We start from the raw sequence: 21431 nt of genomic DNA, 5'->3' as shown, positions 1-21431 counted from the left end.
ATCGAGTGTGTTTCAATAGTAGAGACTTGCCTTGAATGAGGGGCGATCGAGTTTGCGGAGATGAGCTCTTTACTTGCAAAAGAGCAGGGGCTATCAGCTCCCTCTCCCTGTGGGAGAGGGTTGGGGTGAGGGGATTACTGTGGGAACCACTTATCGTTGATCGCCTTGTAGGTCCCATCCGCCTTGATCGCATCCAGCGCAGCATTCAGCTTGGCCAGTAGTGCCTGATTGTCCGGGCGTACGGCAATGCCCAGGCCGGTACCAAAGTACTGCGCATCGGTTACGTGTTCACCTACGGCAGCCAGTTCCGGGTTATTCTTCAGCCACTCATTAACCACCGCCGTGTCACCGAACACGCCATCAATACGGCCATTCTTCAGCTCTAGCACGGCATTTTGGTAGCTGTCATAAGATACGGTATTAATTTCCGGGTGCTTGTCCTGCATGTATTTTTGATGCGTGGTGCCGTTTTCCATCCCCAGCTTTTTGCCTTTCAAATCCGCCAGCGTAGCGAACTTGCCTTTCTGAGCAATGACGATGGCCGAGTTGGCATAATAGGGCTGGGTAAAGGTAACCTGCTTGCTACGCTCTGGCGTGATGTCCATACCGGAAATCACCGCATCATATTTTTTGAATTTCAGCGCGGCGATCAGGCTGTCAAAGGCCTGGTTGGTAAAGGTGCAGTCAGCCTGCATCTGTTTGCACAAGGCCTTGGCCAAATCGATATCGAAACCGACGATCTGGTTATTGGCATCCAGAGATTCAAACGGCGGGTAGGTCGCTGAGGAGGCGAAACGGATAGTGTCTGCGGCGGCAGCGTTAAAGGTGATCCCGGCGAGAATGGTGGCGGCAAGTAACAGCTTTTTCATCGGTACGGCTCCTGTCGTAAATTTGATTGTGGTCTCGCCACCTTTTTTTCTGACAACGCCCCAAGGGTATTGTGAGTGGCTATGCCGATAACAATGCCATTTAGTGAATTACTATTCAATATAAATGACTAGAAAATTATTTTTGGCCATAAAAAAGCCCTGCGCATGGCAGGGCTAGTTCAGCGAGGCTTGGCTCAGTTACGCCGTTCAAACGCCAATGCGCGGCGTTCAACCATACGCATCAGTAACGTCAGCAGGCCATTGACGCACAGGTACACAATGCCAGCGGCACCGAAGACCATCACGTCATAAGTCCGGCCATACATCAGTTGGCTGTAGCCCATCACTTCCATCAGGGTAATGGTATAGGCAAGCGAGGTACTCTTGAACACCAAAACCACTTCGTTGGAGTAGGATGACAAGGCACGTTTGAAGGCATATGGCAGCAGAATACGTAGCGTTTGCTGGCGTGACATGCCCAGTGCTTCACAGGATTGCCACTGGCCTGCCGGGATAGCGCGTACCGCCCCATGGAACAGCAGGGTGGTGTAGGCCGCACTGTTCAGTGCCAACGCAATCATCGCGCAGAGCCAGGGTTGCGAAAGCAGGTTCCACAACCAGGGATACTCACGGATCGCCGGGAACTGGCCAGGGCCGTAGTAAATCAGGAAGATCTGCACTAGCAATGGCGTACCGGTGAACAACGTAATGTAGACCTTCACCAACTGCGTCAGCACCGGGGTTTTTAACGTCAGGATCACCGTCAGCACCAGCGACATCAGCAAGGCAACAATCAGTGCGACGATCGTCAACGACAGGCTGGTATGCAAGCCTTTGATGATTTCGGGGATGAATTCAAGCATCAGGCAGGCCCCCGCTCAAAACGCGTGGTACGCAGCTCGATCCGCTTAAGGATGTACTGGCTCAGCAGGGTGATCACCAGATAGATTGCCGCCGCAATCACATACCAGGTAAACGGCTCCTGGGTGCGTGTAGCAATACTCTTGGTTTGCAACATCAAATCGTTAACGCTAATCAACGACACCAGCGCGGTATCTTTCAGCAGCACCAGCCACTGGTTGCCCAGCCCCGGCAGCGCGTGACGCCACATTTGCGGCATGATCAAGCGGAAGAAGATAGCTGTCTTGCTTAGCCCGAGAGCCTGGCCGGACTCCCACTGACCCAGTGGCACCGCTTTCAGCGCCCCACGCAGCGTTTGCGACGCGTAGGCAGAATAGAGCAGGGCCAGGGCGATAACGCCGCACAGGAACGGGCTGACTTCGAAATTGTCGATGGACAGCTGCACCGGTAACTGGAACAGGCCGAAGTTCAGGACGAAGCCGTCGGATAGCATCATCAGCAGCTGTGAAGAGCCGAAGTAGATAAACAACACCACCAGAATTTCTGGCAAGCCGCGCAGCAGGGTCACCCAGGCGGTGCCGAGCCAACTGACCGCTTTCCAACGGGATGACTCCCAGACGGCAAACAGCATCGCCAGGATCAGGCCGAGGACCAGGGCACAAACGGCAAGGCCGACGGTCATCCCGGCGGCGCTAGCTAAAGGTTGGATTTCATTCATGGATAATGATTACTGCTGGAACCATTTTTTGTAGATGGTTTCGTAAGTCCCATCCTGCTTGATTTTATCCAGGGCGGCGTTGAATTTGCCCTGCAGTTCGGTATTTTGCAGGCGCATGGCAATGCCCAGACCGCTACCGAAGTAGTCTTTATCCGTCACTTTATCGCCCACTGCGGTCAGCGCAGCATTTTCTTTCAGCCACTCGTTAACCACGGCGGTATCGCCGAACACCGCATCAACACGGCCATTTTTCAGATCCAGAATGGCGTTCTGATAGCTGTCGTAACCCACGGTGGTGATTTCCGGGTGTTTATCGGTCAGGAATTTCTGGTGCGTGGTGCCGTTTTGCACGCCAACGCGTTTGCCTTTCAGCGCGGCCACGTCGGCCACTTTACCTTTCTCGGCAATAAACAGGGCCGAGTTATCGTAGTAAGGCTTGCTGAACAGCACCTGCTTTTCGCGCTCAGGGGTGATATCCATACCGGCCATCACGGCATCGAAACGCTTGAACTTCAGGCTTGGGATCAGGCTGTCGAAGCCCTGGTTGGTAAAGGTACACTCAGCCTGCATCTCTTTACACAGAGCGTTGGCCAGATCGACGTCGAAGCCCTGGATCTTGTTATCCGCCGCGACAAATTCGAACGGAGGGTAGGAAGCTTCGGTAGCGAAACGAATAGTTTCGGCTGCTGAGGCAGAAACGCTGATGCCAGCCAGAACGGCGGCGATTAGTAGTTTTTTCATCGCAAACTCCCTGAGAACAGCAAATATCGCTATTAGTGTGATAAGTAATTGGCAAACTCTACGGTTTGCGGTTGTGCAAAGTGGCTGGCATCGCCCTGTTCGACGATATGGCCATTTTCCATATACACCACGCGGCTGGCGGTTTTACGCGCGACTTCAACCTCATGGGTGACGATCACCTGAGTAATACCGGTGCCCGCCAACTCGCGAATAATGCTGACGATCTGCGCGGTAATTTCCGGATCCAGTGCGGCCGTAGGCTCATCGAACAGCAGAACCTGAGGCTCCATCATCAGCGCACGGGCAATGGCTACGCGCTGTTGTTGGCCACCGGAGAGATGCAGCGGGAAACGATCGGCAAAATCAGTCAGGCGTAACCGGGTCAGCAACTTGTCGGCACGCGCCATCGCTTGTGCCTTGCTCAGGCCAAGTACGCGGCAGGGCGCTTCGATCAGGTTTTGCACCACGGTCAGATGTGGCCAGAGATTGTACTGCTGGAACACCATGCCCACGTTTTGGCGCAGTTCGCGGATGGATTTCTCCCCCGGTGACTGTTTAAAGTCGAACTGATTGCCCGCGATTTGCAGGTGGCCAGAGCGTGGCATTTCCAGCAGGTTAAGCACCCGCAGCAGCGAACTCTTACCCGCGCCGCTTGGACCAAGCAGCACCAGAGTCTCGCCGGCAGGGCAATCCAGTGTAATGTTAAACAGCGCCTGATGTGCGCCGTAAAAGCAGTTGATATCTTTTAGTTGAATACTCATGCGCTGAAATTGAATAGACATTGATGCCGGGAATGGTAACTTCCACAGAATACTTATGCAATCTTTGTGAGTTAAAATTTATTAGTACGTCGCAGAATGACTAAATAATAGCAGAAGATACCGTGAGCGCTGGCTGAATGGCGGATTTGTCGCGCACACTGTGAGATAGCTAGCTATTTTTTTCAAGGTGATGGAGTTTTGAGCATTTCTGGTGGGGGATAATTGGCAACCGGGAAGGTGATACACCCGGTTGCCATTTTGGTGTTACTGGTTCTCAAGGACCTGACGCAGCGTACCGCTGGCGGCATGCGGCGGGATGTTGAGGAAGCGGATGTCGTCAACCACCCAGCAGGTACCTTCACGGACCATCAGCACTTCGTCCTGCCAGCTGATTGCACTGGCACCTTCTTTTTGGTGAGTCAGCTGTACACGCAGCGGGATGTTTTTGGCATCGGTGTTAGGAATGGTGGAAGCGCTGGCAACCGTTGCGCTGGTTGGCCCCTGGGAATTGCCAGAGAACAGATCGCCGGTGATGGTGTGTTTGCCAGGGTGCTGGCTGGCACTGACCAGATCCTGATACAGCACCTGGCTCAGGTAAGGTTGCAACTGTGCCAGGCGGCTGCTGTCCGGCAGTGCGGTGCTTGGGCCTTGCTGAATGCGCAGGTCATAGAATTTCTGGGCCACCGTATCCGGGCCACCCTCTACGCAGGCGCCAGTACGGACGCCAACATCCTTAAAGGCCGGCTCGACGGTGGTACAGGCGCTTAAGAACAGGGCCAAGGGTAAAACAACAGCAAGCGTTTTTGTTTTCATCTCATAACCTTATGTAAAAGTCTCTCAACCATGAAGACCGAAAACCACGGGACTAGCCTACAGTATAAAGGCGTTTTTGGTCCTTGCATTGGTGCTGTGTGCCATTGTGCCACAGAACATCCGCTTAAATGGTTTTTCATAGCATCGCAATGGATTGATTTTATGGGGAGTTCTTGATGCAGTTGTCAACTGCGGGTGAGTAGAGACAGCAATGTTAAGTTGGTTGAAAAATGTGCAAAATGCGGAGATCGGCGTCGCACAATAGATATTTTTTAATGATCATAAATTAACGTGCTGTTATTTAAAGAAAGTGGAATTTTGCTACGTCGTAAAACCAGAATAAAATTCGTTTTTCCTCCTTCCTATTAGTGTAAAAATACAGTTTAGCGAAAATTATAATATATACAGCTTTTCTCGTACGTAATAGGGAGGAGGTGAGTCATTGACCTGTTGTTTTCTCCTCGTTATCCTTATGTTTTGGTTAGAGTATTATCTTCTGCCTGTGGGAAATGCCAGGCCATTTCGCGTTTGATGCTGTCGCGTTTTCTATAAAGGGAAATCATATGTTGAGTACAAGCAAGGATGCAACAGGTCTGCGGTTTACCCTGAATATCGGTGATCTGCCAGCTGAAACATTCGTCGTATCGGGATTTACTCTACATGAGCAATTCTCCAGCCTTTTTACTCTCGAACTTGACGCCGCCAGTGCCAAACCCAGTGTGGAGTTTCGCTCAGTTCTGGATAATGTCGCTACCCTGACTATTTGGCGTGACACCGAAGTACAGCGCATAGTCAATGGGATTGTCACCTCTATTGAACAAGGGGATGCGGGGCTGCATCAAACACGTTACCGGCTCAGCATTCGTCCCGCACTCTGGCGAGCTGGTTTAGGGCGATATTCACGTATCTTCCAGCAACAAGATTTTCTGCAAATTCTGGAAACCTTGTTAAAGAAAAATAGAATTAACGACTATGCCCATGCTTTGCGCTTCCCTCATGCCGTGCGGGAGTTTTGCGTCCAATATAATGAAAGCGATCTGGAATTTATCAATCGCCTGGCTGCTGAAGAAGGCATTTACTATTTCTTTGAGCATAACGATGGTGCGCACACGCTAGTCTTTTCCGATGATTGTGCCGCGCTGAATGATGGGCCGATATTACCCTATTACCCGAATCAACAACAAAGCTCATTCGATGAGCTCTGTGTTACCACGTTTAAGCGCCGGGAGAGTCTGCGACCTTCTGATGTATTGTTAAAAGACTACACCTTTAAAAATCCCCTTTGGTCGGCAGAATATCGTGATCGGGCTCGAGATGATGAGCATCAGCCAGGCCGATATTTTCATTATGACTATCCTGGTCGCTATAAGGCAGACCCAGGGGAGTCCTTTGCACGTTGGCGATTACATGCGCTGCGAAACGATGCGCATCAGGGGGAGGGGGCGAGTAATTGCACTGCACTTCAGCCCGGAGTGCGTTTTACCTTGGAAAACCATCCGTTAGACACCCTGAATACACGTTGGCAAATCACCCAGGCTACCCATATTGGGCAACAACCTCAAGCATTGGAAACACCATCTGGGGGACAGGGCACAACCGTGACGAGCCAGTTTGCGTTTATCCCCAATAATCAGACCTGGCGTCCACTTTCACTGCCGAAACCGCGCATTGATGGCGCGCAGATCGCGGTTGTCACTGGGCCCGAGAGTGAGGAGATTTTTTGCGATCCTTATGGTCGGGTCAAGGTTCGTTTTCTCTGGGATCTTTCAGGAAGAACCGATGACACAAGCTCTTGTTGGGTTCGGGTATCACATCCTTGGGCGGGGCCTAGGTGGGGAATGTCAGCCATTCCTCGTATCGGCCATGAGGTGATAGTCGAGTTTCTGAACGGCGATCCGGACCAACCTGTGATTATCGGGCGCACCTATCACGCTAACAATCTGCCTCCGGGTAATTTACCGGCAACCAAGACCCAGATGTCGATCCGTTCACAAACTCATAAGGGTGAGGGTTTTAACGAACTGCGTTTTGAGGATGAGAAAGATAAAGAAGAAGTTTTCATCCATGCACAGAAGAATATGGCTGTACGGGTGCTCAATTCTAAAGATGAGCGGGTGGAATACAACCGAAGCAGTAGCATCGGGCATGATGAAGAACTGGCCGTTGCCAACGATCGTAAAGTTACGGTAGAAGGTAATCAGCATCAGAAAATCACCGGCAACAGCCTGGCGATGACGGAAGGCGATCTAGGTGTACAAGTAAAGGGCGATCTGGCGCAGAAAATCAGTGGTGTATTCAGCGTAGACAGCAATGGCGATCTGACGTTGCAGAGCAGTAGCAAACTGACACTGCGGGTTGGCGGCAGTTTGGTAGTAGTGCATGCTGGGGGAGTTGATATTAAAGGGCCATCCATTAATCTCAACTCCGGTGCTAGCCCCGGGGAGTTGGCGATACCGGCGGACCCGGCAATTTTAAAAGCAGCAGCCGCTCAGGGGACGTTATTTGTTGCGCATTGCCCGCAGGAGGATAAACAAGGATGAACGAGGCAATGAACTGGGCGATTGTTGATGCCGCAGCAGAACCAGAATTATTTACCATGCTGGAGCTCTATGACCCGCCTAATGCCAGTTTGTATGCGGAGCCCATTGCAGAAGATATTGGGCGTTTAGCCCCTTACCTGGTGCAAATAAATGAAGGTAGCCGTCAGTGGTTGATGCATCGGTCCACCCCCTGGGGGATCTGGCTGGAAAGCAAAGCCGAGATGAAAGCGTTGCGTCAACATTTGCGTAAATATCTCCATGTACAAATTCCGGATGAGGAAAAACCGGTATTTTTCCGTTTTTACGATCCGCGCAATATCTGGGCGTTACTGAAGGTACTTTCTCCTTGGGAGCAACATACATTTCTGGGGCCGGTAGATGCGATAGCAACTCACTGGAAAGGAGAGCTGCGTGATGAGCGTTTTACCGCCCTGAGGGAACAGTTTCCATCAGGGAGTAGCTCCCGTCGTAAAATGATGCGGATATCCCGTGAACAGCTAGATGAGTTGAGTTTGGTGTTTGAGAAAAGGTATATCGACGGGTTGGTTGAGAAGATCGAAGCCTGGAGTGGGCACGATAGGAAAATAGAAGCCGCAACGATAGCGGAAACCTTCCGCTGGCTGAAACAGCAAGGGATTGTGGACGATCGGAGTATCCGTGGGTTGTTTTCTTTGTTCTACCAGCGGGGCTGTCTGGCGTTGGAAACTATTCCCAGCAATTTCAGATATGTTCTCTGCGCCGCAGGCGAAGAAGGCGGATATAAAGCCGAAACGCTGCTGATCCAGGAATTGGGTGACGTTCCCCTATAATAATAAGGATATTGTATGACCAGTTTGCCAGCAGGCTCACCAAAATGTAATTGTAAAAATCCGGATACGTGTATTCACTCATTGACATTGACAATCGATAAGCGGGTGTATGAATACAAGCAGGGTGATTTCCTCTCAATGGTATCGGTAATCAATAAAACCAAGGAACCTTTGCCATTACAGTTATCTCTAACAGGGAAAAGCTGTGTTTCTCATAACCCCGAATGCCCTAAAGGATTAATATACTCTCCTGAGAAAGAGAGAACGTTGAAAACCTTCACTCGGGGAGGTACGAATTATGAAGTTAACTATGACACCGATAAAGTGCATAATCTTTCGGGGATTGATGCTGTTGAATTTATTAGTCGTTATGTACTAGATCAAAGTGCGGTAGATTGGTTACCTAAAGGTCAGTATATTCTACGAGTTGGGCAATGTCAGGGGGCGCCTTTTGTTGATAAAAAACTTAATTTTACCGATGGATTTAAACAGTTGTACAATATTGCTCCGAGCGATCGGCTTTGGACGATTATTAGTGTCTATCCTAATTATAAATGGGAGGTCGATCTCACTATAGCGGCAAGCGAAAAAGTGATAGAGCACAGTGAGCGAGAGCTAAAGGCGGAGCGGCGCAGGCAAAATAGTGACGCCGGACTATCACAAAGAGATGCCCGAGGGTGGACTACACTATCTAAGTACTCGATTACCGATACTTTAGAAGCTGTTGGAACACTTTCATATCAGTTAGGCCAAGAACCAGAACACAGTTTTAGTCAAAACTTAAAGGCGAATTTTACTAAAAGAGCAAAAGAACTATCAATATTACAAGATACAATGAAAGCCATGGATGTAGTGGGAAAGGCTTTATCGACGGGGGAAGGCTCTGGAACTAAGTATAAGATACTTGATGCAGAAATTAAATTCCCAAAGCTAAAAATTAATGGTGGAGGGACATTGGTTGAGGATGAAAAAAGCCATCAGGTCTATATGAAAGGTAAAATTTCTTTAGCCCTCGCTCCTTTAGTCGGGCTTGAGATTAAGCTGGATTTGTTGCAGGCTTTTGCTGCTTGGTATGGTGTGGCGGCTGTTACTGATGTTATCAGACAACAACTTATAGCTCGTGAAAATGCTGTTAATTCAGGCAGTAATGGGGCTTACGCAGGGCTGGAGTTTAATCTGATTGCCTGCGTAGAGGCTGCGTTAACAGTAGCATTTGAAAGCAATGTGAATAAAAAGTGGGATTGGAGTGTAGAAGGGACGAATGAGGTCCAAATGACCCTTTCACTAAAGGCTAATGCCAGGGCTGGCGTTAAATTTTATTGTTTTGAAGGTGCTTTTGTAGTTGAAGGTACCGGAACTGCTGTGGGAATAGTTGCATTTGACCGAACACCGCAGGGTAGAATTGAAATGATATTTTATCATAAGGGCATTAGAATTGAGGTTGAAGCAAGTGTTACTGCTGGGGTTTCAAATTCAGGCAATAAATCGGAAGAGGACTCAAGTCGTGTAATGGTTCAATCAAGTAAAAGTGATATAAATTACCAACGGAAAACGGGTGTTAAAAATGGATGGGTATTACATGAAGCTTTGGAAAAAAAAGACTCAAAACATCGTATTAATATATTTTAATTTTTGTTTTTTATTTTTCTTTTGTGGTGTTTTTTCTTTAAGGGCTGAACAGATGAGTGAGATTAAATATTTGGCAGAATTTAGAACGCGTGAAAGCGCATGTATGATGAGAGTTAATGGTTTCTCTCTTGTTGACAACTTTGGTACGTCTAGTGGAACTATGACAACAGGGCTTAATGTAACGGCTTTCTTGGAGAATGGTAAGAATAGCATTGAATTATTAATGGGGGCGATGGATCCTAACGATGAAAAAACACTTCATGCCGATTCTTCGTGTATACTTGTCATTACACAGGATACTAAAGATACTAGTATACAGGTAACATCAATACAGTTGACCGTTGATAAGGATAGAAAGATAGATGCATCAACATCACCAAACTATCGTGGGGGAACATCTGAAACAGCTATTGATGAACAACAACTTCCGAGTGATGACGAGCTAAAAATGCATCGCGCTGCCAGAAATGTTATTCTTGACCATATTCCTGCATGGCAATGGGTAAGTGCAAAGCCTGTAACTGATGGGTATATTCCTGAGATCAAGGCTGCTTACACAAATATTTGGAATGCCATGAGTAGCAGAAATGTTGACGCCTTAAAAAAACTGTCGGAAATTTCTAATAAGGAAATGGGTTTGGCTGAAGGGATCTCCTCTGATACTATATTCGAATCTTATGACTTGCCTCAAAATATACTTGATAAAACATTATCACCGATTCCTTTAATATGGGATAATTATGTTTTAAAAAGTTACTGTGGAGGGCGGGTGTTTAGGTTCATAAAAGGAATTAACCAAAACTCACCTTTACGCCTAAGGAATGAAGAGAAAAGAATAGTTTATTCATATAACCCATACTTTTCTATCATTGATGGGAAAGTTGTTATCGTCAGATAGTCATGAATAAGTGATTGTGGCAATTCATTGGATTGCTACAATGTAGCCATAAAACTAGTTTAGAGGGAACCCAAACTATGGGCAATACCGTTAAAATTGGTGATAAAGATACCGGCCACGGTAGTCATCCGCCGACACCCGTCATCACTGGCTCCACAACGGTGAAGGTTGATGGTCTGCCGTTAGCTCGGAAAGGCGACGTTTTGGCTGCTCATGGGCATGACCGAAATATCAGCGGGGGATCATCCAGCGTTTTTATCGATGGGCAACCCGCAGCGAGAACGGGTGATGCAGTCAGCTGTGGCGGTGTACTAATTGGCGGTGGTTCGGTAAATATTGGCTAGTTTTCATATGACCAAGGGGTTGCCTTCGTTACACGGGCCGAAAGTTCAGCATCGTTCGGCCTGCCTGATTACACCAGTTTCAATTGTTTACGGCAATGGTACCCCACTATCGTAATCTGTCCGTTTTTACTTAGAGATAAGTGCCACAGAACATCCGCTTAAATTAGCTGTCATAATGCAGCAATGATTTGATTTTATAAGGAGTTCTTGATGCAGTTGTCCACTACCCACACCCTGGAAGGGTTTACCATCACCGAATATTGCGGTGTAGTTACCGGTGAGGCGATTCTGGGTGCCAATATTTTCCGTGATTTCTTTGCTGGCGTGCGTGATATCGTTGGTGGCCGTTCCGGTGCCTATGAGAAAGAGCTGCGCAAGGCGCGTCAGTTGGCCTTTCAGGAGGTGCAGGAGCAGGCCAAAGAACTGGGGGCTAACGCGGTAGTCGGCATCGATATCGATTATCAAACCGTGGGTAAAGACAGCACCATGCTGATGGTCAGCGTCAGTGGTACCGCGGTAAAAGTCAGCCGCTGACATTCACCGACAGGCGCATAACGTTGTTAAGCGGGCGCAGCATGCGGCGCTCTACGGTCAAATATGTGCAACCCCCGACCAATTCAGCAAAATCGCCACTTTGTCAGTAATCTGAGCGGCATTGCCGTGAGACAACAAGGAAGTTAAATGGAAAATACCACACAGGTCAGCAATGAACTGCAACAGAAAATTAGCCAACTGACCAAGTTGATGACTTGGTTGTTGATCGGGGGCGTTGCCACGCTTGGAATGGCTCTGCTTAAGTTCTTTACCGGTGAGTTTGACCCCATATATCATTCGATTGAGGCCGCGCTTGGGCTTTATTGTCTGGCAACGTGGGTCAAGAGCTATTACGGCAGACAAAAGCTGTTGCAGCAATTGCGTGCGGCTGAGACTGCGTCAGATTCCGCCAGATCCTGATGACGGAATTTCACAGCAGGAAGGAGCGTATTTTGGTTAAGTGGTTGTGGATCGCTGCCATTGCAGTTTTGACGGGGTGCCAACAGCAATCCACCAGCACGCTGGTGGATCACGGTAGCTATCAGTTGGAAACGCTGCATCAGGCACCAGGGGCCGATCAGCGTATCCGCTTCCTGGTGATGCACTACACTGCAGAAGACTTTCACTCTTCGCTGAAAACGCTGACCGACGAACACGTCAGCGCCCATTACTTGCTGCCCGCCCATCCGCCACAGCAGGGCGGTAAACCGGTGGCGTATCAACTGGTGCCCGAAGCGTTGCGAGCCTGGCATGCAGGGGCCAGCAACTGGCGTGGACGTACCAATTTGAACGATACCTCGATCGGCATTGAGATCGTCAACCGGGGCTTTACCCGTAACTTGCTGGAGACAGACTGGCAGCCTTATACGCCCGAGCAAATTGCGTTACTGATCCAACTTAGCCGCGATATTGTGCAACGTTACGCGCTGCAACCGACGGACGTGGTAGGGCACAGTGACATCGCCCCGCAGCGCAAGCAGGATCCTGGCCCACTCTTCCCATGGCAACAGCTGGCGCAGGCAGGCATTGGTGCCTGGCCGGATGAGCGGGAGGTGGAACGTTATCTGGCCGGTCGTGATAAGCATGCGCCGGTGGCGATGGCGTCACTGTTGGAAAAGCTGGCACGATACGGCTATGGTGTTGATCCCTCATGGGATGCTAAGCAGCAGCGCAATCTGGTCGCGGCGTTTCAGATGCATTTCCGGCCCAGCGATTATCGCGGTGAGCCAGATGCAGAAAGTGAGGCGATGATTGAGGCGTTGCTAAGCAAATACGGAGCTATGCGCTAACGCCAAAAAATGCCCTCACCCTCCCACAGGGGACCGATCGAAGTGGGTTTGAAAATTCGGTGGTGCACTTTGGATGAGTAGGCGATCAAGTTTGCTGAGATTATCTCTTTACCGCCAAATGTGCAGGGACTATCAGCGCCCTCTCCGTATGGTAGAGGGGACCGATCGAAGTGGGTTTGAAAATTCGGTGCTGCACTTTGGATGAGTGGGCGATCAAATTTGCTGAGATTATCACTTTACCGCCAAATGTGCAGGGACTTTCAGCTCCCTCTCCCTGTGGGAGAGGGTTGGGGTGAGGGGGAGTTATAGCCCGTGCAGATTACCGTGCTCTTTTAACCAGCGAGCAGTACGGCTAATACCTTCTTCTAGCGAAACCACGGGTTGATAACCCAGTTCCTGCTGTGCGCGAGTGGTGTTCAGCGTCAGATCGAAATTGAGCTTGGCGACGCTGTAATGGGTCAACACGGGTTCTTTATCGCTTTTACTGCCTAGCTTTTCCATGCCACGTGCCATCATATCCAGCATCGGGTAGGGCACCGAGCGGATGCGGCACTTCATGCCCAACTCATCGATCAACTGTTGCAGTACGGTGCGTAGCGTGCAGGCTTGCTGATTGGAGATGTTGTAGGCCCGGCCAGAAGGAGTCTCTTCCTTCACGGTGGCCAGCCACATGGCGTGTACCGCATTATCCAGATAGGTCATATCGACCAGTGCATCCCCGCCACGCGGTAACAGAAGGCTACCGTAGTGTTTGATCATATGCAGCAGGCGCGGCAGCATGATTTTATCGTGTGGGCCAAATAGCCCCTGTGGGCGCAGGATAGTGAAATGGGTTTGCGGATTGGACAGCGCCAACTGTTGCACCACCTGTTCCCCGGCGGCCTTGCTGCGGGCAAACTCGTTGGCATATCTAACCGGGCGGAAGTCTTCATCCACATTGCGGTGATGGTGATAATCAAAGTAAATCGCTGGCGACGAAATATGAATGAATCGTTCCACACCGTAGGCCGCAGCCCATTCCCCCAAGCGGCGGGTAGCGCGGACGTTGGCCAGTTCGAAGGCTTCTTCCGTGCCCCATGGGGAAGTGAAACCGGAGCAGTGCCACAGCACGTCCACATCCGCCAGCATGGCTTTGGCCTGTGAAGAAATCAGGTTGGTGAGATCGGCATGGATGAATTCGGCACCCATTTTTTCCAGCAGGCAACCCATGGCCTGATTGCGCCCGGTGGCACGTACTTTTATGCCTTTACGGCGGAGATATTCAACGGCGTTACGGCCTAACCCACTGGTTGCACCGGTGACCAATACCTTCATAACTCACTCTGTTCTCACCAAAAATCAGGATGCTGAGGGCGTTTTAGCGCGCCCCAGCAAATAAGGTGCCATTCTTTCGTGATTTTGTGCGCTATGCAATGAGAAAGGACCTAACCGAGACAGCAAACTGTGCGGTTGATCGACAATTAGACTAATGAGGGCGCTGGTTATCGTACTCCTCGGCCAATTGGGCAATCCGTTTGGCCATGCCACGGAAAATAAACAGGTGGGCAGGCATCATGACAAACCAGTATAACAGCCCGCTGAAACCGGCAGGATGCCACCAGGCGCGGACATCGAGCTGGCGACGATCGCCCAGGTCTTTGATGCTGAAGGTCAGACGACCAAGCCCCGGGGCTTTCATCCCGAACATCAATGCCAGCTGCCGTAATGGCTTCTTGGTGATCACTTTCCAGCCATCGACGAGATCGCCGACTTCCAGTGTGTCACGCTGCGGCCTGCCATAGACGACGCCGTTGCCGATCATATCGTCCATGCGGGCGCGGATTTGCCACAGGATGTTGGCGTAGAAGTATCCCTCTTTGCCGCCCAACTGCTGCACGACATGCCATAGCGCTTCACTCGAGGCCTGCGTATCCAGCTCACAGCCCGCATGTTTGGGATAGAAGCCATAACCAGGGCGCCAGCGAGCGCGGGCTTCAGGATCGTAACCCCAGTCAGCAGAGTCGACCACCTCGTCTTCGCGGCGTAGCGTTTCCTTAACCGCCTCATCAAAGGTTTGTAGTGGCTGTGGGATCAAGGCTTGCAGCGGTTTGCCATCGGCAGGTAAGTCATGGTTCAGCCCCTGGATAAGCGCGCTGGCAATCGAGGTTGGCACAGAGGTGATCATGCTGATAAACCATACCGAGATAAAGCGTGTCGGCAGCGGCACCGGGATCAGCCAGCGCTTTTTACCGCTGATCTTGATAAAGCGCTCGAACATGGTTTGGTAACTGATGTACTCCGGCCCGGCCACGTCAAAAATCCGGTTTTCCTGCGCCGGGTGTTGCAGAAGCCCGGTCAGGTAAGTGAGCAGGTTATCCAGTGCGACCGGGGACGATTTTGAGCGCACCCAACGCGGCGGCGTCAGGATTGGCAGGTTATAGACCATATCACGCATGATCTCGAACGCGGCTGACCCTGGGCCAACCACGATACTGGCGCGCAATTCGGTGACGGGAATGCCGCTTTGGCGCAGGATTTCGCCGGTCAGTTTACGGGCGATGAGGTGAGGGGAGCTATTGCCCTCTGGTTGCAGTGCGCCAAGGAAGATAACCTGTTTAACGTTGGATCCTCGCAAGGCATCGCGCAGGTTCTCCGCCGCCTGGCGTTCCTTTTCGATAAAATCATCGCCATCGCCCATGCCGTGGATCAGGTAGTAAACGGCATCGATCTGCCATAGCGCCGCCGTTAGCGTTTCTGGACGGTAGACATCCACGTAGCGGCAGCTTACATGTGGCCAGTTTTGCTCTTCCAACCATTCTATACGGCGTGCTGCGGCGGTGATTTCGTGGCCCTGTTCGGTCAACCGGGGGATCAGGTGTTGGCCAATATAACCGCTGGCTCCAAGAACCAGAATACGTTGGGAGGTCATTGCGCTGCCTTAGTTTATTGATGTTAATGTGAGCGTAGCTTTACCCGTCGTCTTTCAAGCTGCGGCTTGAAATCCATAGGGCATAGAATGACAAATTAGCGGGCTAAATGCACTTTTTGTATGGGTATCAGTAGTTGCATCTGCACGGAGGGCGGTTCACACTACGCGGCGATCAAGCAACGAGCCCATGCCCGATGAAAATCAATTCCCTGTGTTATTTGCTGCTGCTAATTGCCCTGGCTGGCAGCCTGTGTTTTCCCGCTCCGCTGTGGACGTGGTTGCTGCTGGTAAACCTGCTGACCCTGCTGATCTACGGTGCCGATAAGCTGGCCGCCTGTAAAAGTTGGCAACGGGTTCCGGAAATCACCCTGCTGCTGTTCGGCGTGCTGGGCGGTTGGATAGGGGCCATTATCGGGCAACGACTGTTCCGCCATAAAACGCAGAAACAACCGTTCAAAACCTATTTTATTCTCAGCGTAGTGCTGAATCTGCTGCTGATACTGGCTGTGGGTTACTGGCTCTATGGCCGGATGGTGGTTTGAGTTATCGTAATGTGCACAATTAAACGGGCGCCGCATGCGCCGCCCGTTGTCCTCAATCTGCGTTAAGGTTTCTTCTCGCCGACTTCCACTGGAGCATATTCAACCGGCACCCACGCATAGCCTTTACCTTCGACGCGCACGTGGCCCAGGCCAGGGAAAGGTAAGTGCGCTCCGCCAACCCACAGTTTGTTTTCAGCCGCATCGGCAAACACTTTCTGCCGGGTAGCGATCGCCTGTTTGGAGTCCGTGTCAAAGTCCACGGCGACTTCAGGTTTGGCAAACTGCAAAGAGTGGCTGTGGACGATATCCCCCCACAACAGCAGTTTCTGGCCGCCGGAGCTGAACAGGTAAGAGGCATGCCCAGGCGTATGGCCCGGTGTCGCTATCACTTCCAGCCCAGGAAGTAACTGCTCCCCAGGTCTGTACAATTTCAGCTTGCCCTGTTCGGCATAAGGGGCCACGGCGTCTTGGGCCATCTTGAACATCGGCTGCGCGTCCTTCGGGGCTTTGGACGCCATCTCTTTACTCAGCCAATAATCCCCATCGGCCTTGGAGGCATAGACGGTAGCGTTAGGGAAGGCGGCCTTGCCCTGATCGGTGATGCCACAAGCGTGATCGGGGTGCAGATGCGTCAGCAATATCATATCAACCTGCTCTGGCTGATAACCTGCCGCGCGCAGGTTGTTCTTGATCGCACCCAACGTCGGCCCAAAACACTGCGAGGTACCGGCATCGACCAAGACCAGATGCGTACCAGTATTCACCAGAAACGCGTTAACTGCCGTCTGTATGCCTGACTTGCTGTCGGTAAACATGCGGGCGAACAACTTTTGCATATCCGGCTCGCTGACTCCATGGAACAACTTTGTCGCAAGATGGGTATAACCGTCGTATAGCGCCGTCACCTCCAGGTTACCCAACATCATGCGGTAATAGCCGGGAGCCTGCGTTTGCTGTTGGGCTGGCGCCGGGGCGGCGTTGGCTGGTAAGGTAAACATCATTCCACTGCTAACGAGGGTGAGAGCTAATAGCGTCTGGCGAAATTTATGACTCATAGATGATATCCCTTCAGGTATTGGAACTAGGCTGAGATCGCGAGTTTGGCGAGAACCGGGAAGCGGTGCCTCCCGGTGTTATTGCAAAAAAGTTAGGCGTGCTGCTGCAAGAATTCCCGCCACAGATCGACCACTTTTTGCAGATCCTGACGGCTAACGTTGAGATGCGTCAGGATACGGGTCAACGGCCCGGCGCTGATCAACACGCCCCGTTCACGCATCCAGGGGCCGAGCTTGGCCGCCAGCTCCGCGGATTGGCGCAGGTACAGCACGTTGGTTTGTGCGCCCGGTTCGGCAATATCCACGCCAATGTCACGCAACTGCTGTTCGAGCCATTTGGCGTTGTCATGATCTTCTTTCAACCGCTCGACGTTGTGCTCCAGGGCATAGAGCCCGGCAGCCGCCAGAATACCAGCCTGGCGCATACCGCCACCGGTCATTTTGCGCCAGCGGTTGGCACGTTGAATAAACGCTTTGCTACCGCATAACAGCGAGCCAACCGGTGCACCCAGGCCTTTCGACAGGCAAATGGTGAAGGTGTCGCAATACTGGGCAAGGGTTTTCAGCGGCACGTTAAGTGCCACCGCTGCGTTGAAAATGCGCGCGCCGTCAATGTGCAGAGCCAGTTGGTGCTCACGAGTGAACTGCCAGGCCTGTTGCAGATATTCCAGCGGCAGCACGCGGCCGCTGATGGTGTTTTCCAGGCTCAGCAGACGAGTCTTGGCGAAGTGAATATCATCAGGCTTGATGGCGGCGGCGACTTTATCTAACGGCAGCGTGCCATCGGGATTGGCTTCGATCGGCTGGGGCTGGATGCTGCCCAGCACGGCGGCACCACCGGCTTCATATTTGTAGTTATGCGCCTGCTGGCCAACGATATATTCCTCACCACGCTGGCAATGGCTCAGCAGGGCTACCAGGTTGGCCTGGGTGCCGGTAGGCAGGAATAATGCCGCCTCTTTGCCAGAGAGCCTGACCGCTTCGGCCTGGAGGGCGTTGACGGTGGGATCGTCGCCATACACGTCGTCGCCGACGTCAGCCTGCGCCATGGCGGTGCGCATCTCTGCGCTAGGTTGGGTAACGGTGTCACTGCGTAAATCGATAAGCATACGGGTCCTTGGTAGCCGATGAGGAAGTAGCTTTCATCATAACCGGATTAGCGCGGGGCAAAAGCGGAAAATGCAGGGGACAACCAACTTCATTGTCCCCAGAAGCGATTAACGTAGCCAGTTGGTTTTGGCCAGTTCGACGACCTCATCACCGCGGCCATTGATGATGGCGCGCAGCATATACAGGCTGAACCCTTTAGCCTGTTCGAATTTGATCTGCGGCGGCATCGCCAGCTCTTGTTTGGCCGTGACCACGTCGAGCAGGGCCGGGCCGGGATGAGCAAGCATTTCCTGTAATGCTGCGTCCAGCTCGGAGGCCTTTTCTACCCGAATGCCTTTGATACCTGCCGCATTGGCGATGGCGGCAAAGTCTGGGTTGTGCAGATCGGTGCCATCGGTAAGGTAGCCACCGGCCTTCATCTCCATTGCCACAAAGCCCAGCACGCTGTTATTGAATACCACCACCTTGACCGGCAGCTTCAACTGGGCCAGCGACAGAAAATCCCCCATCAGCATGGTGAAGCCACCGTCACCGCACATGGCGATCACCTGTTTATCCGGTTCGGTGGCCTGGGCACCAATCGCCTGTGGCATGGCGTTGGCCATTGAGCCATGGTTGAACGAACCGAGCAGGCGGCGTTTGCCGTTCATTTTCAAATACCGAGCTGCCCACACCGTCGGCGTGCCGACATCGCAGGTGAAGATGGCGTCATCCGTGGCTGAGTTGCTGATTTGCTGTGCCAGATATTGTGGGTGGATCGGCTGGTCATCGTTCGCAGTAGCCAACCCGTCGAGATCTTTACGCGCTTCCCGGTAATGCTCCAGCGCCTTATCCAGGAACTTGCGGTCGCTTTTGGCTTGCAGCTGTGGCAGCAAGGCGCTGAGCGTCGTTTTGATATCGCCCATTAGCGCCATATTGACCGGGCAATGGGCTCCGATGCTGCCGGGGTTGATATCGATCTGAATGATATTGGCATGGGTAGGATAAAACGCCCGATAAGGGAACTGAGTGCCTAGCAGCACCAGGGTATCCGCGTTCATCATGGCGTGGTAGCCGGAGGAGAAACCGATCAGCCCGGTCATGCCGACGCTGTAAGGGTTATCCCATTCGATATGCTCTTTACCGCGTAGGGCGTGCACAATCGGGGCTTGCAGCAGTTCGGCCAGTTTGACGACTTCGTCATGCGATCCGGCGCAGCCGCTGCCGCACATCAGGGTGATGTTTTTGGCGCTGTTCAGCGTTTCTGCCAGTTTCTGCAGCTCGCTCATCGGTGGCTGCATCAATGGGTGCGCAGGCGTATGCCACACCATGCTGGCATCTTCTGGGGCCATTTGCAGTGCGACATCCCCTGGCAGCACAATCACCGAGACGCCTCGGTTGAGGATCGCTTTACGCATGGCAATCTCGAGTACTCGCGGCAACTGCTCAGGATTGGACACCAGCTCGCAGTAATGGCTGCATTCGCGGAACAGCTCTTGCGGGTGCGTCTCCTGGAAGTAGCCGCTGCCGATCTCGCTGGAAGGAATATGGGCGGCGATAGCCAGCACCGGGACGTGATTACGGTGGCAATCGAACAGGCCGTTGATCAGGTGCAGGTTGCCGGGGCCGCAGGAGCCTGCGCAGACCGCCAATTGGCCGGTGAGCTGCGCTTCGGCACCGGCAGCAAAGGCGGCGACTTCCTCGTGGCGGGTGCCCATCCAGGCGATGGTTCCCATCCGATGCAGGCTGTCACTCAGGCCGTTGAGCGAATCGCCGGTAACGCCCCAGATCCGTTTTACACCTGCCTGTTCCAGCGTTTTGGCGATCAGCGTGGCTACTGTTTGCTTCATCGTTCCTCCAGTCATTATCCAAAATGAGGGGTACTCGCCCGGTTAGAGGCAAACAGAAAGTGTAGAAGGGCATTAGGGGATACGCTTATCGATATGTGCCCCATCGGGAAGATGGGGCAAAGCTTCAGGCGAGGGTGACGTCACTTTGTAGCTGGCAACTACAGGCCAGCACGTAACCCTGTTCGATTTCCGAAGCGGTTAACGTCATGGTGCTGGTGGTGGTGTATTGGCCATCGATAATACGGGTTTTACACGAGCCGCAAACGCCAGCACGGCAGGCGGCATTGACCGGTAACTTATGGGCTTCTAAAGCGGCGAGCAAGGTGCTGCCGACCGGCACGCGGAATTCACGCAGTGGCTGACCGATGCGCAATGTTAACTGTTCGCTTTTCCCATCATCCAACTCTGCCGAGGTGTGGAACTGTTCCTGATGGAATTTGGCAGCGGGTACGCCGAGCCCCAGGCAAAGCTGCTCAACCTGTTGCATGTAAGGGGCCGGGCCGCAGGTCATCACGGTACGTGAGGCGATATCCGGCGCGGCCTGTTGCAACACTTGCTCATTGATGCGGCCAGACAGGAAACCGCGCTGCGCATCCTGCTCTGCCATCAAGGTCAGTTGCAATTGTGGATGGGCGGAACATAACCGTTGCCACTGTTCGGCAAAAATGACATCGGCAGGGGTGCGGACGTTAAAGATCACTCGGATATCGCATTGCGGTTTGTTCACCACCAACCAGCGGCACATAGACATGATCGGTGTGACGCCACAGCCGGCAGCCAGCATCAGGTAGCTATCGCTGGGGTGTTGCACGCAGCTGAATTCTCCCTGGGCGTCTGATAACCAAAGTGTTTGGCCAGGTTTGACCTCTTGCGTCAGCCAGCGTGAGCCGAGGCCATCCGCCAGGCAACGCACGCTGATGCTGATAAAAGGACTCAGGCCGGGTGAAGAGGAGAGGGTATAGGCGCGCAGCGTATCTTCACTGTCGCGAATGCTGACCAATGCAAACTGACCGGGCTGATAAGGATAAAAGTCGTTATTAATCAGGTTCAGCGTCCAGACGTCGGCGGTTTCCTGTTGCAGGGAGTGCACCTGCATCGGGTTGGGGCAAAGTGGGCTGGGTTGGCTCATAGGGCACCTCAAAACAAACGGGGCCGCCGCGATGGGCAGCCCCGGAACAACG

Annotated in this window: 21 protein-coding genes; 9 read left to right on the top strand and 12 right to left on the bottom strand. The window is 52.2% G+C overall.

Going from position 1 to position 21431, the window contains the following annotated elements:
* Positions 1-134 precede the first annotated feature (134 nt).
* The 6 genes from artJ (A6U95_RS17345) to A6U95_RS17320 form a co-directional block, all read right to left on the bottom strand.
* On the bottom strand, positions 135-869 hold the full coding sequence (artJ, locus tag A6U95_RS17345; RefSeq protein WP_046808135.1) for an arginine ABC transporter substrate-binding protein: 735 nt from the start codon (positions 867-869) through the stop codon (positions 135-137).
* 194 nt (positions 870-1063) lie between these two features.
* Positions 1064-1732: an arginine ABC transporter permease ArtM gene (gene artM, locus A6U95_RS17340; protein WP_065685357.1), complete on the bottom strand. Its 669-nt coding sequence runs from the start codon at positions 1730-1732 to the stop codon at positions 1064-1066.
* Positions 1732-2448 (bottom strand): arginine ABC transporter permease ArtQ, encoded by a 717-nt coding sequence (artQ, locus tag A6U95_RS17335; protein ID WP_021804970.1) that lies wholly within the window; start codon positions 2446-2448, stop codon positions 1732-1734. The genes artM and artQ overlap by 1 nt, the downstream gene beginning before the upstream one ends.
* A gap of 9 nt (positions 2449-2457) precedes the next feature.
* Positions 2458-3189: an arginine ABC transporter substrate-binding protein gene (gene artJ, locus A6U95_RS17330; RefSeq protein ID WP_021804969.1), complete on the bottom strand. Its 732-nt coding sequence runs from the start codon at positions 3187-3189 to the stop codon at positions 2458-2460.
* Between the two features lie 32 nt (positions 3190-3221).
* Positions 3222-3950 carry an arginine ABC transporter ATP-binding protein ArtP gene (artP, locus tag A6U95_RS17325; protein WP_098931676.1) on the bottom strand — a complete coding sequence of 243 codons (729 nt, stop codon included), beginning with the start codon at positions 3948-3950 and terminating at the stop codon, positions 3222-3224.
* A gap of 264 nt (positions 3951-4214) precedes the next feature.
* Positions 4215-4763 (bottom strand): lipoprotein, encoded by a 549-nt coding sequence (locus A6U95_RS17320; RefSeq protein WP_065685356.1) that lies wholly within the window; start codon positions 4761-4763, stop codon positions 4215-4217.
* A 563-nt stretch (positions 4764-5326) separates the two neighbouring features.
* Between A6U95_RS17320 and tssI the strand changes: the two genes are divergently transcribed.
* From tssI to A6U95_RS17280, 8 genes are all read left to right on the top strand, one after another.
* Positions 5327-7303, top strand: a complete 1977-nt coding sequence (tssI, locus tag A6U95_RS17315) for a type VI secretion system tip protein VgrG (protein WP_065685355.1) — start codon at positions 5327-5329, stop codon at positions 7301-7303.
* Positions 7300-8112 carry a DUF4123 domain-containing protein gene (locus A6U95_RS17310; RefSeq protein ID WP_065685354.1) on the top strand — a complete coding sequence of 271 codons (813 nt, stop codon included), beginning with the start codon at positions 7300-7302 and terminating at the stop codon, positions 8110-8112. The genes tssI and A6U95_RS17310 overlap by 4 nt, the downstream gene beginning before the upstream one ends.
* Before the next feature lie 15 nt (positions 8113-8127).
* On the top strand, positions 8128-9741 hold the full coding sequence (locus tag A6U95_RS17305) for a hypothetical protein (RefSeq protein ID WP_065685353.1): 1614 nt from the start codon (positions 8128-8130) through the stop codon (positions 9739-9741).
* Positions 9692-10639, top strand: coding sequence for an IdsF (locus A6U95_RS17300; RefSeq protein ID WP_139102391.1), 948 nt, complete (start codon positions 9692-9694; stop codon positions 10637-10639). The genes A6U95_RS17305 and A6U95_RS17300 overlap by 50 nt, the downstream gene beginning before the upstream one ends.
* Before the next feature lie 77 nt (positions 10640-10716).
* Positions 10717-10983: a type VI secretion system PAAR protein gene (locus A6U95_RS17295; RefSeq protein ID WP_065685351.1), complete on the top strand. Its 267-nt coding sequence runs from the start codon at positions 10717-10719 to the stop codon at positions 10981-10983.
* Positions 10984-11193: 210 nt separating this feature from the next.
* Positions 11194-11517 carry a heavy metal-binding domain-containing protein gene (locus A6U95_RS17290; protein WP_024486192.1) on the top strand — a complete coding sequence of 108 codons (324 nt, stop codon included), beginning with the start codon at positions 11194-11196 and terminating at the stop codon, positions 11515-11517.
* 147 nt (positions 11518-11664) lie between these two features.
* Entirely contained in the window at positions 11665-11937 is a 273-nt protein-coding gene (locus A6U95_RS17285) for a hypothetical protein (RefSeq protein WP_065685350.1), read from the top strand.
* 32 nt (positions 11938-11969) lie between these two features.
* Complete coding sequence (locus tag A6U95_RS17280; protein ID WP_065685349.1) at positions 11970-12806, top strand: N-acetylmuramoyl-L-alanine amidase; 837 nt, start codon at positions 11970-11972, stop codon at positions 12804-12806.
* A gap of 303 nt (positions 12807-13109) precedes the next feature.
* Here A6U95_RS17280 and A6U95_RS17275 read toward each other — a convergent pair whose 3' ends face one another.
* Positions 13110-14120 carry an NAD(P)-dependent oxidoreductase gene (locus A6U95_RS17275; protein WP_065685348.1) on the bottom strand — a complete coding sequence of 337 codons (1011 nt, stop codon included), beginning with the start codon at positions 14118-14120 and terminating at the stop codon, positions 13110-13112.
* Between the two features lie 151 nt (positions 14121-14271).
* Positions 14272-15714, bottom strand: coding sequence for a DUF2867 domain-containing protein (locus A6U95_RS17270; RefSeq protein ID WP_065685347.1), 1443 nt, complete (start codon positions 15712-15714; stop codon positions 14272-14274).
* Between the two features lie 194 nt (positions 15715-15908).
* Between A6U95_RS17270 and A6U95_RS17265 the strand changes: the two genes are divergently transcribed.
* Positions 15909-16256 (top strand): DUF1294 domain-containing protein, encoded by a 348-nt coding sequence (locus tag A6U95_RS17265; RefSeq protein ID WP_065685346.1) that lies wholly within the window; start codon positions 15909-15911, stop codon positions 16254-16256.
* A gap of 62 nt (positions 16257-16318) precedes the next feature.
* Here A6U95_RS17265 and A6U95_RS17260 read toward each other — a convergent pair whose 3' ends face one another.
* From A6U95_RS17260 to hcr, 4 genes are all read right to left on the bottom strand, one after another.
* Positions 16319-17311: an MBL fold metallo-hydrolase gene (locus A6U95_RS17260; RefSeq protein ID WP_139102390.1), complete on the bottom strand. Its 993-nt coding sequence runs from the start codon at positions 17309-17311 to the stop codon at positions 16319-16321.
* Between the two features lie 92 nt (positions 17312-17403).
* Entirely contained in the window at positions 17404-18420 is a 1017-nt protein-coding gene (gene ltaE / locus A6U95_RS17255) for a low-specificity L-threonine aldolase (protein WP_065685344.1), read from the bottom strand.
* Between the two features lie 108 nt (positions 18421-18528).
* The gene (gene poxB / locus A6U95_RS17250; RefSeq protein WP_065685343.1) at positions 18529-20250 is read right to left on the bottom strand and encodes a ubiquinone-dependent pyruvate dehydrogenase; all 1722 of its coding nucleotides are present in this window, start codon (positions 20248-20250) and stop codon (positions 18529-18531) included.
* 124 nt (positions 20251-20374) lie between these two features.
* Entirely contained in the window at positions 20375-21379 is a 1005-nt protein-coding gene (gene hcr, locus A6U95_RS17245) for an NADH oxidoreductase (protein WP_065685342.1), read from the bottom strand.
* Positions 21380-21431 lie beyond the last annotated feature (52 nt).

Source organism: Serratia sp. 14-2641 (genome assembly GCF_001692375.1).
Taxonomy (GTDB): Bacteria; Pseudomonadota; Gammaproteobacteria; order Enterobacterales; family Enterobacteriaceae; genus Chania; species Chania fonticola_C.
The sequence above is the reverse complement of the archived record's forward strand: the minus strand, read 5'-3'. Positions and strand labels throughout refer to the sequence as shown.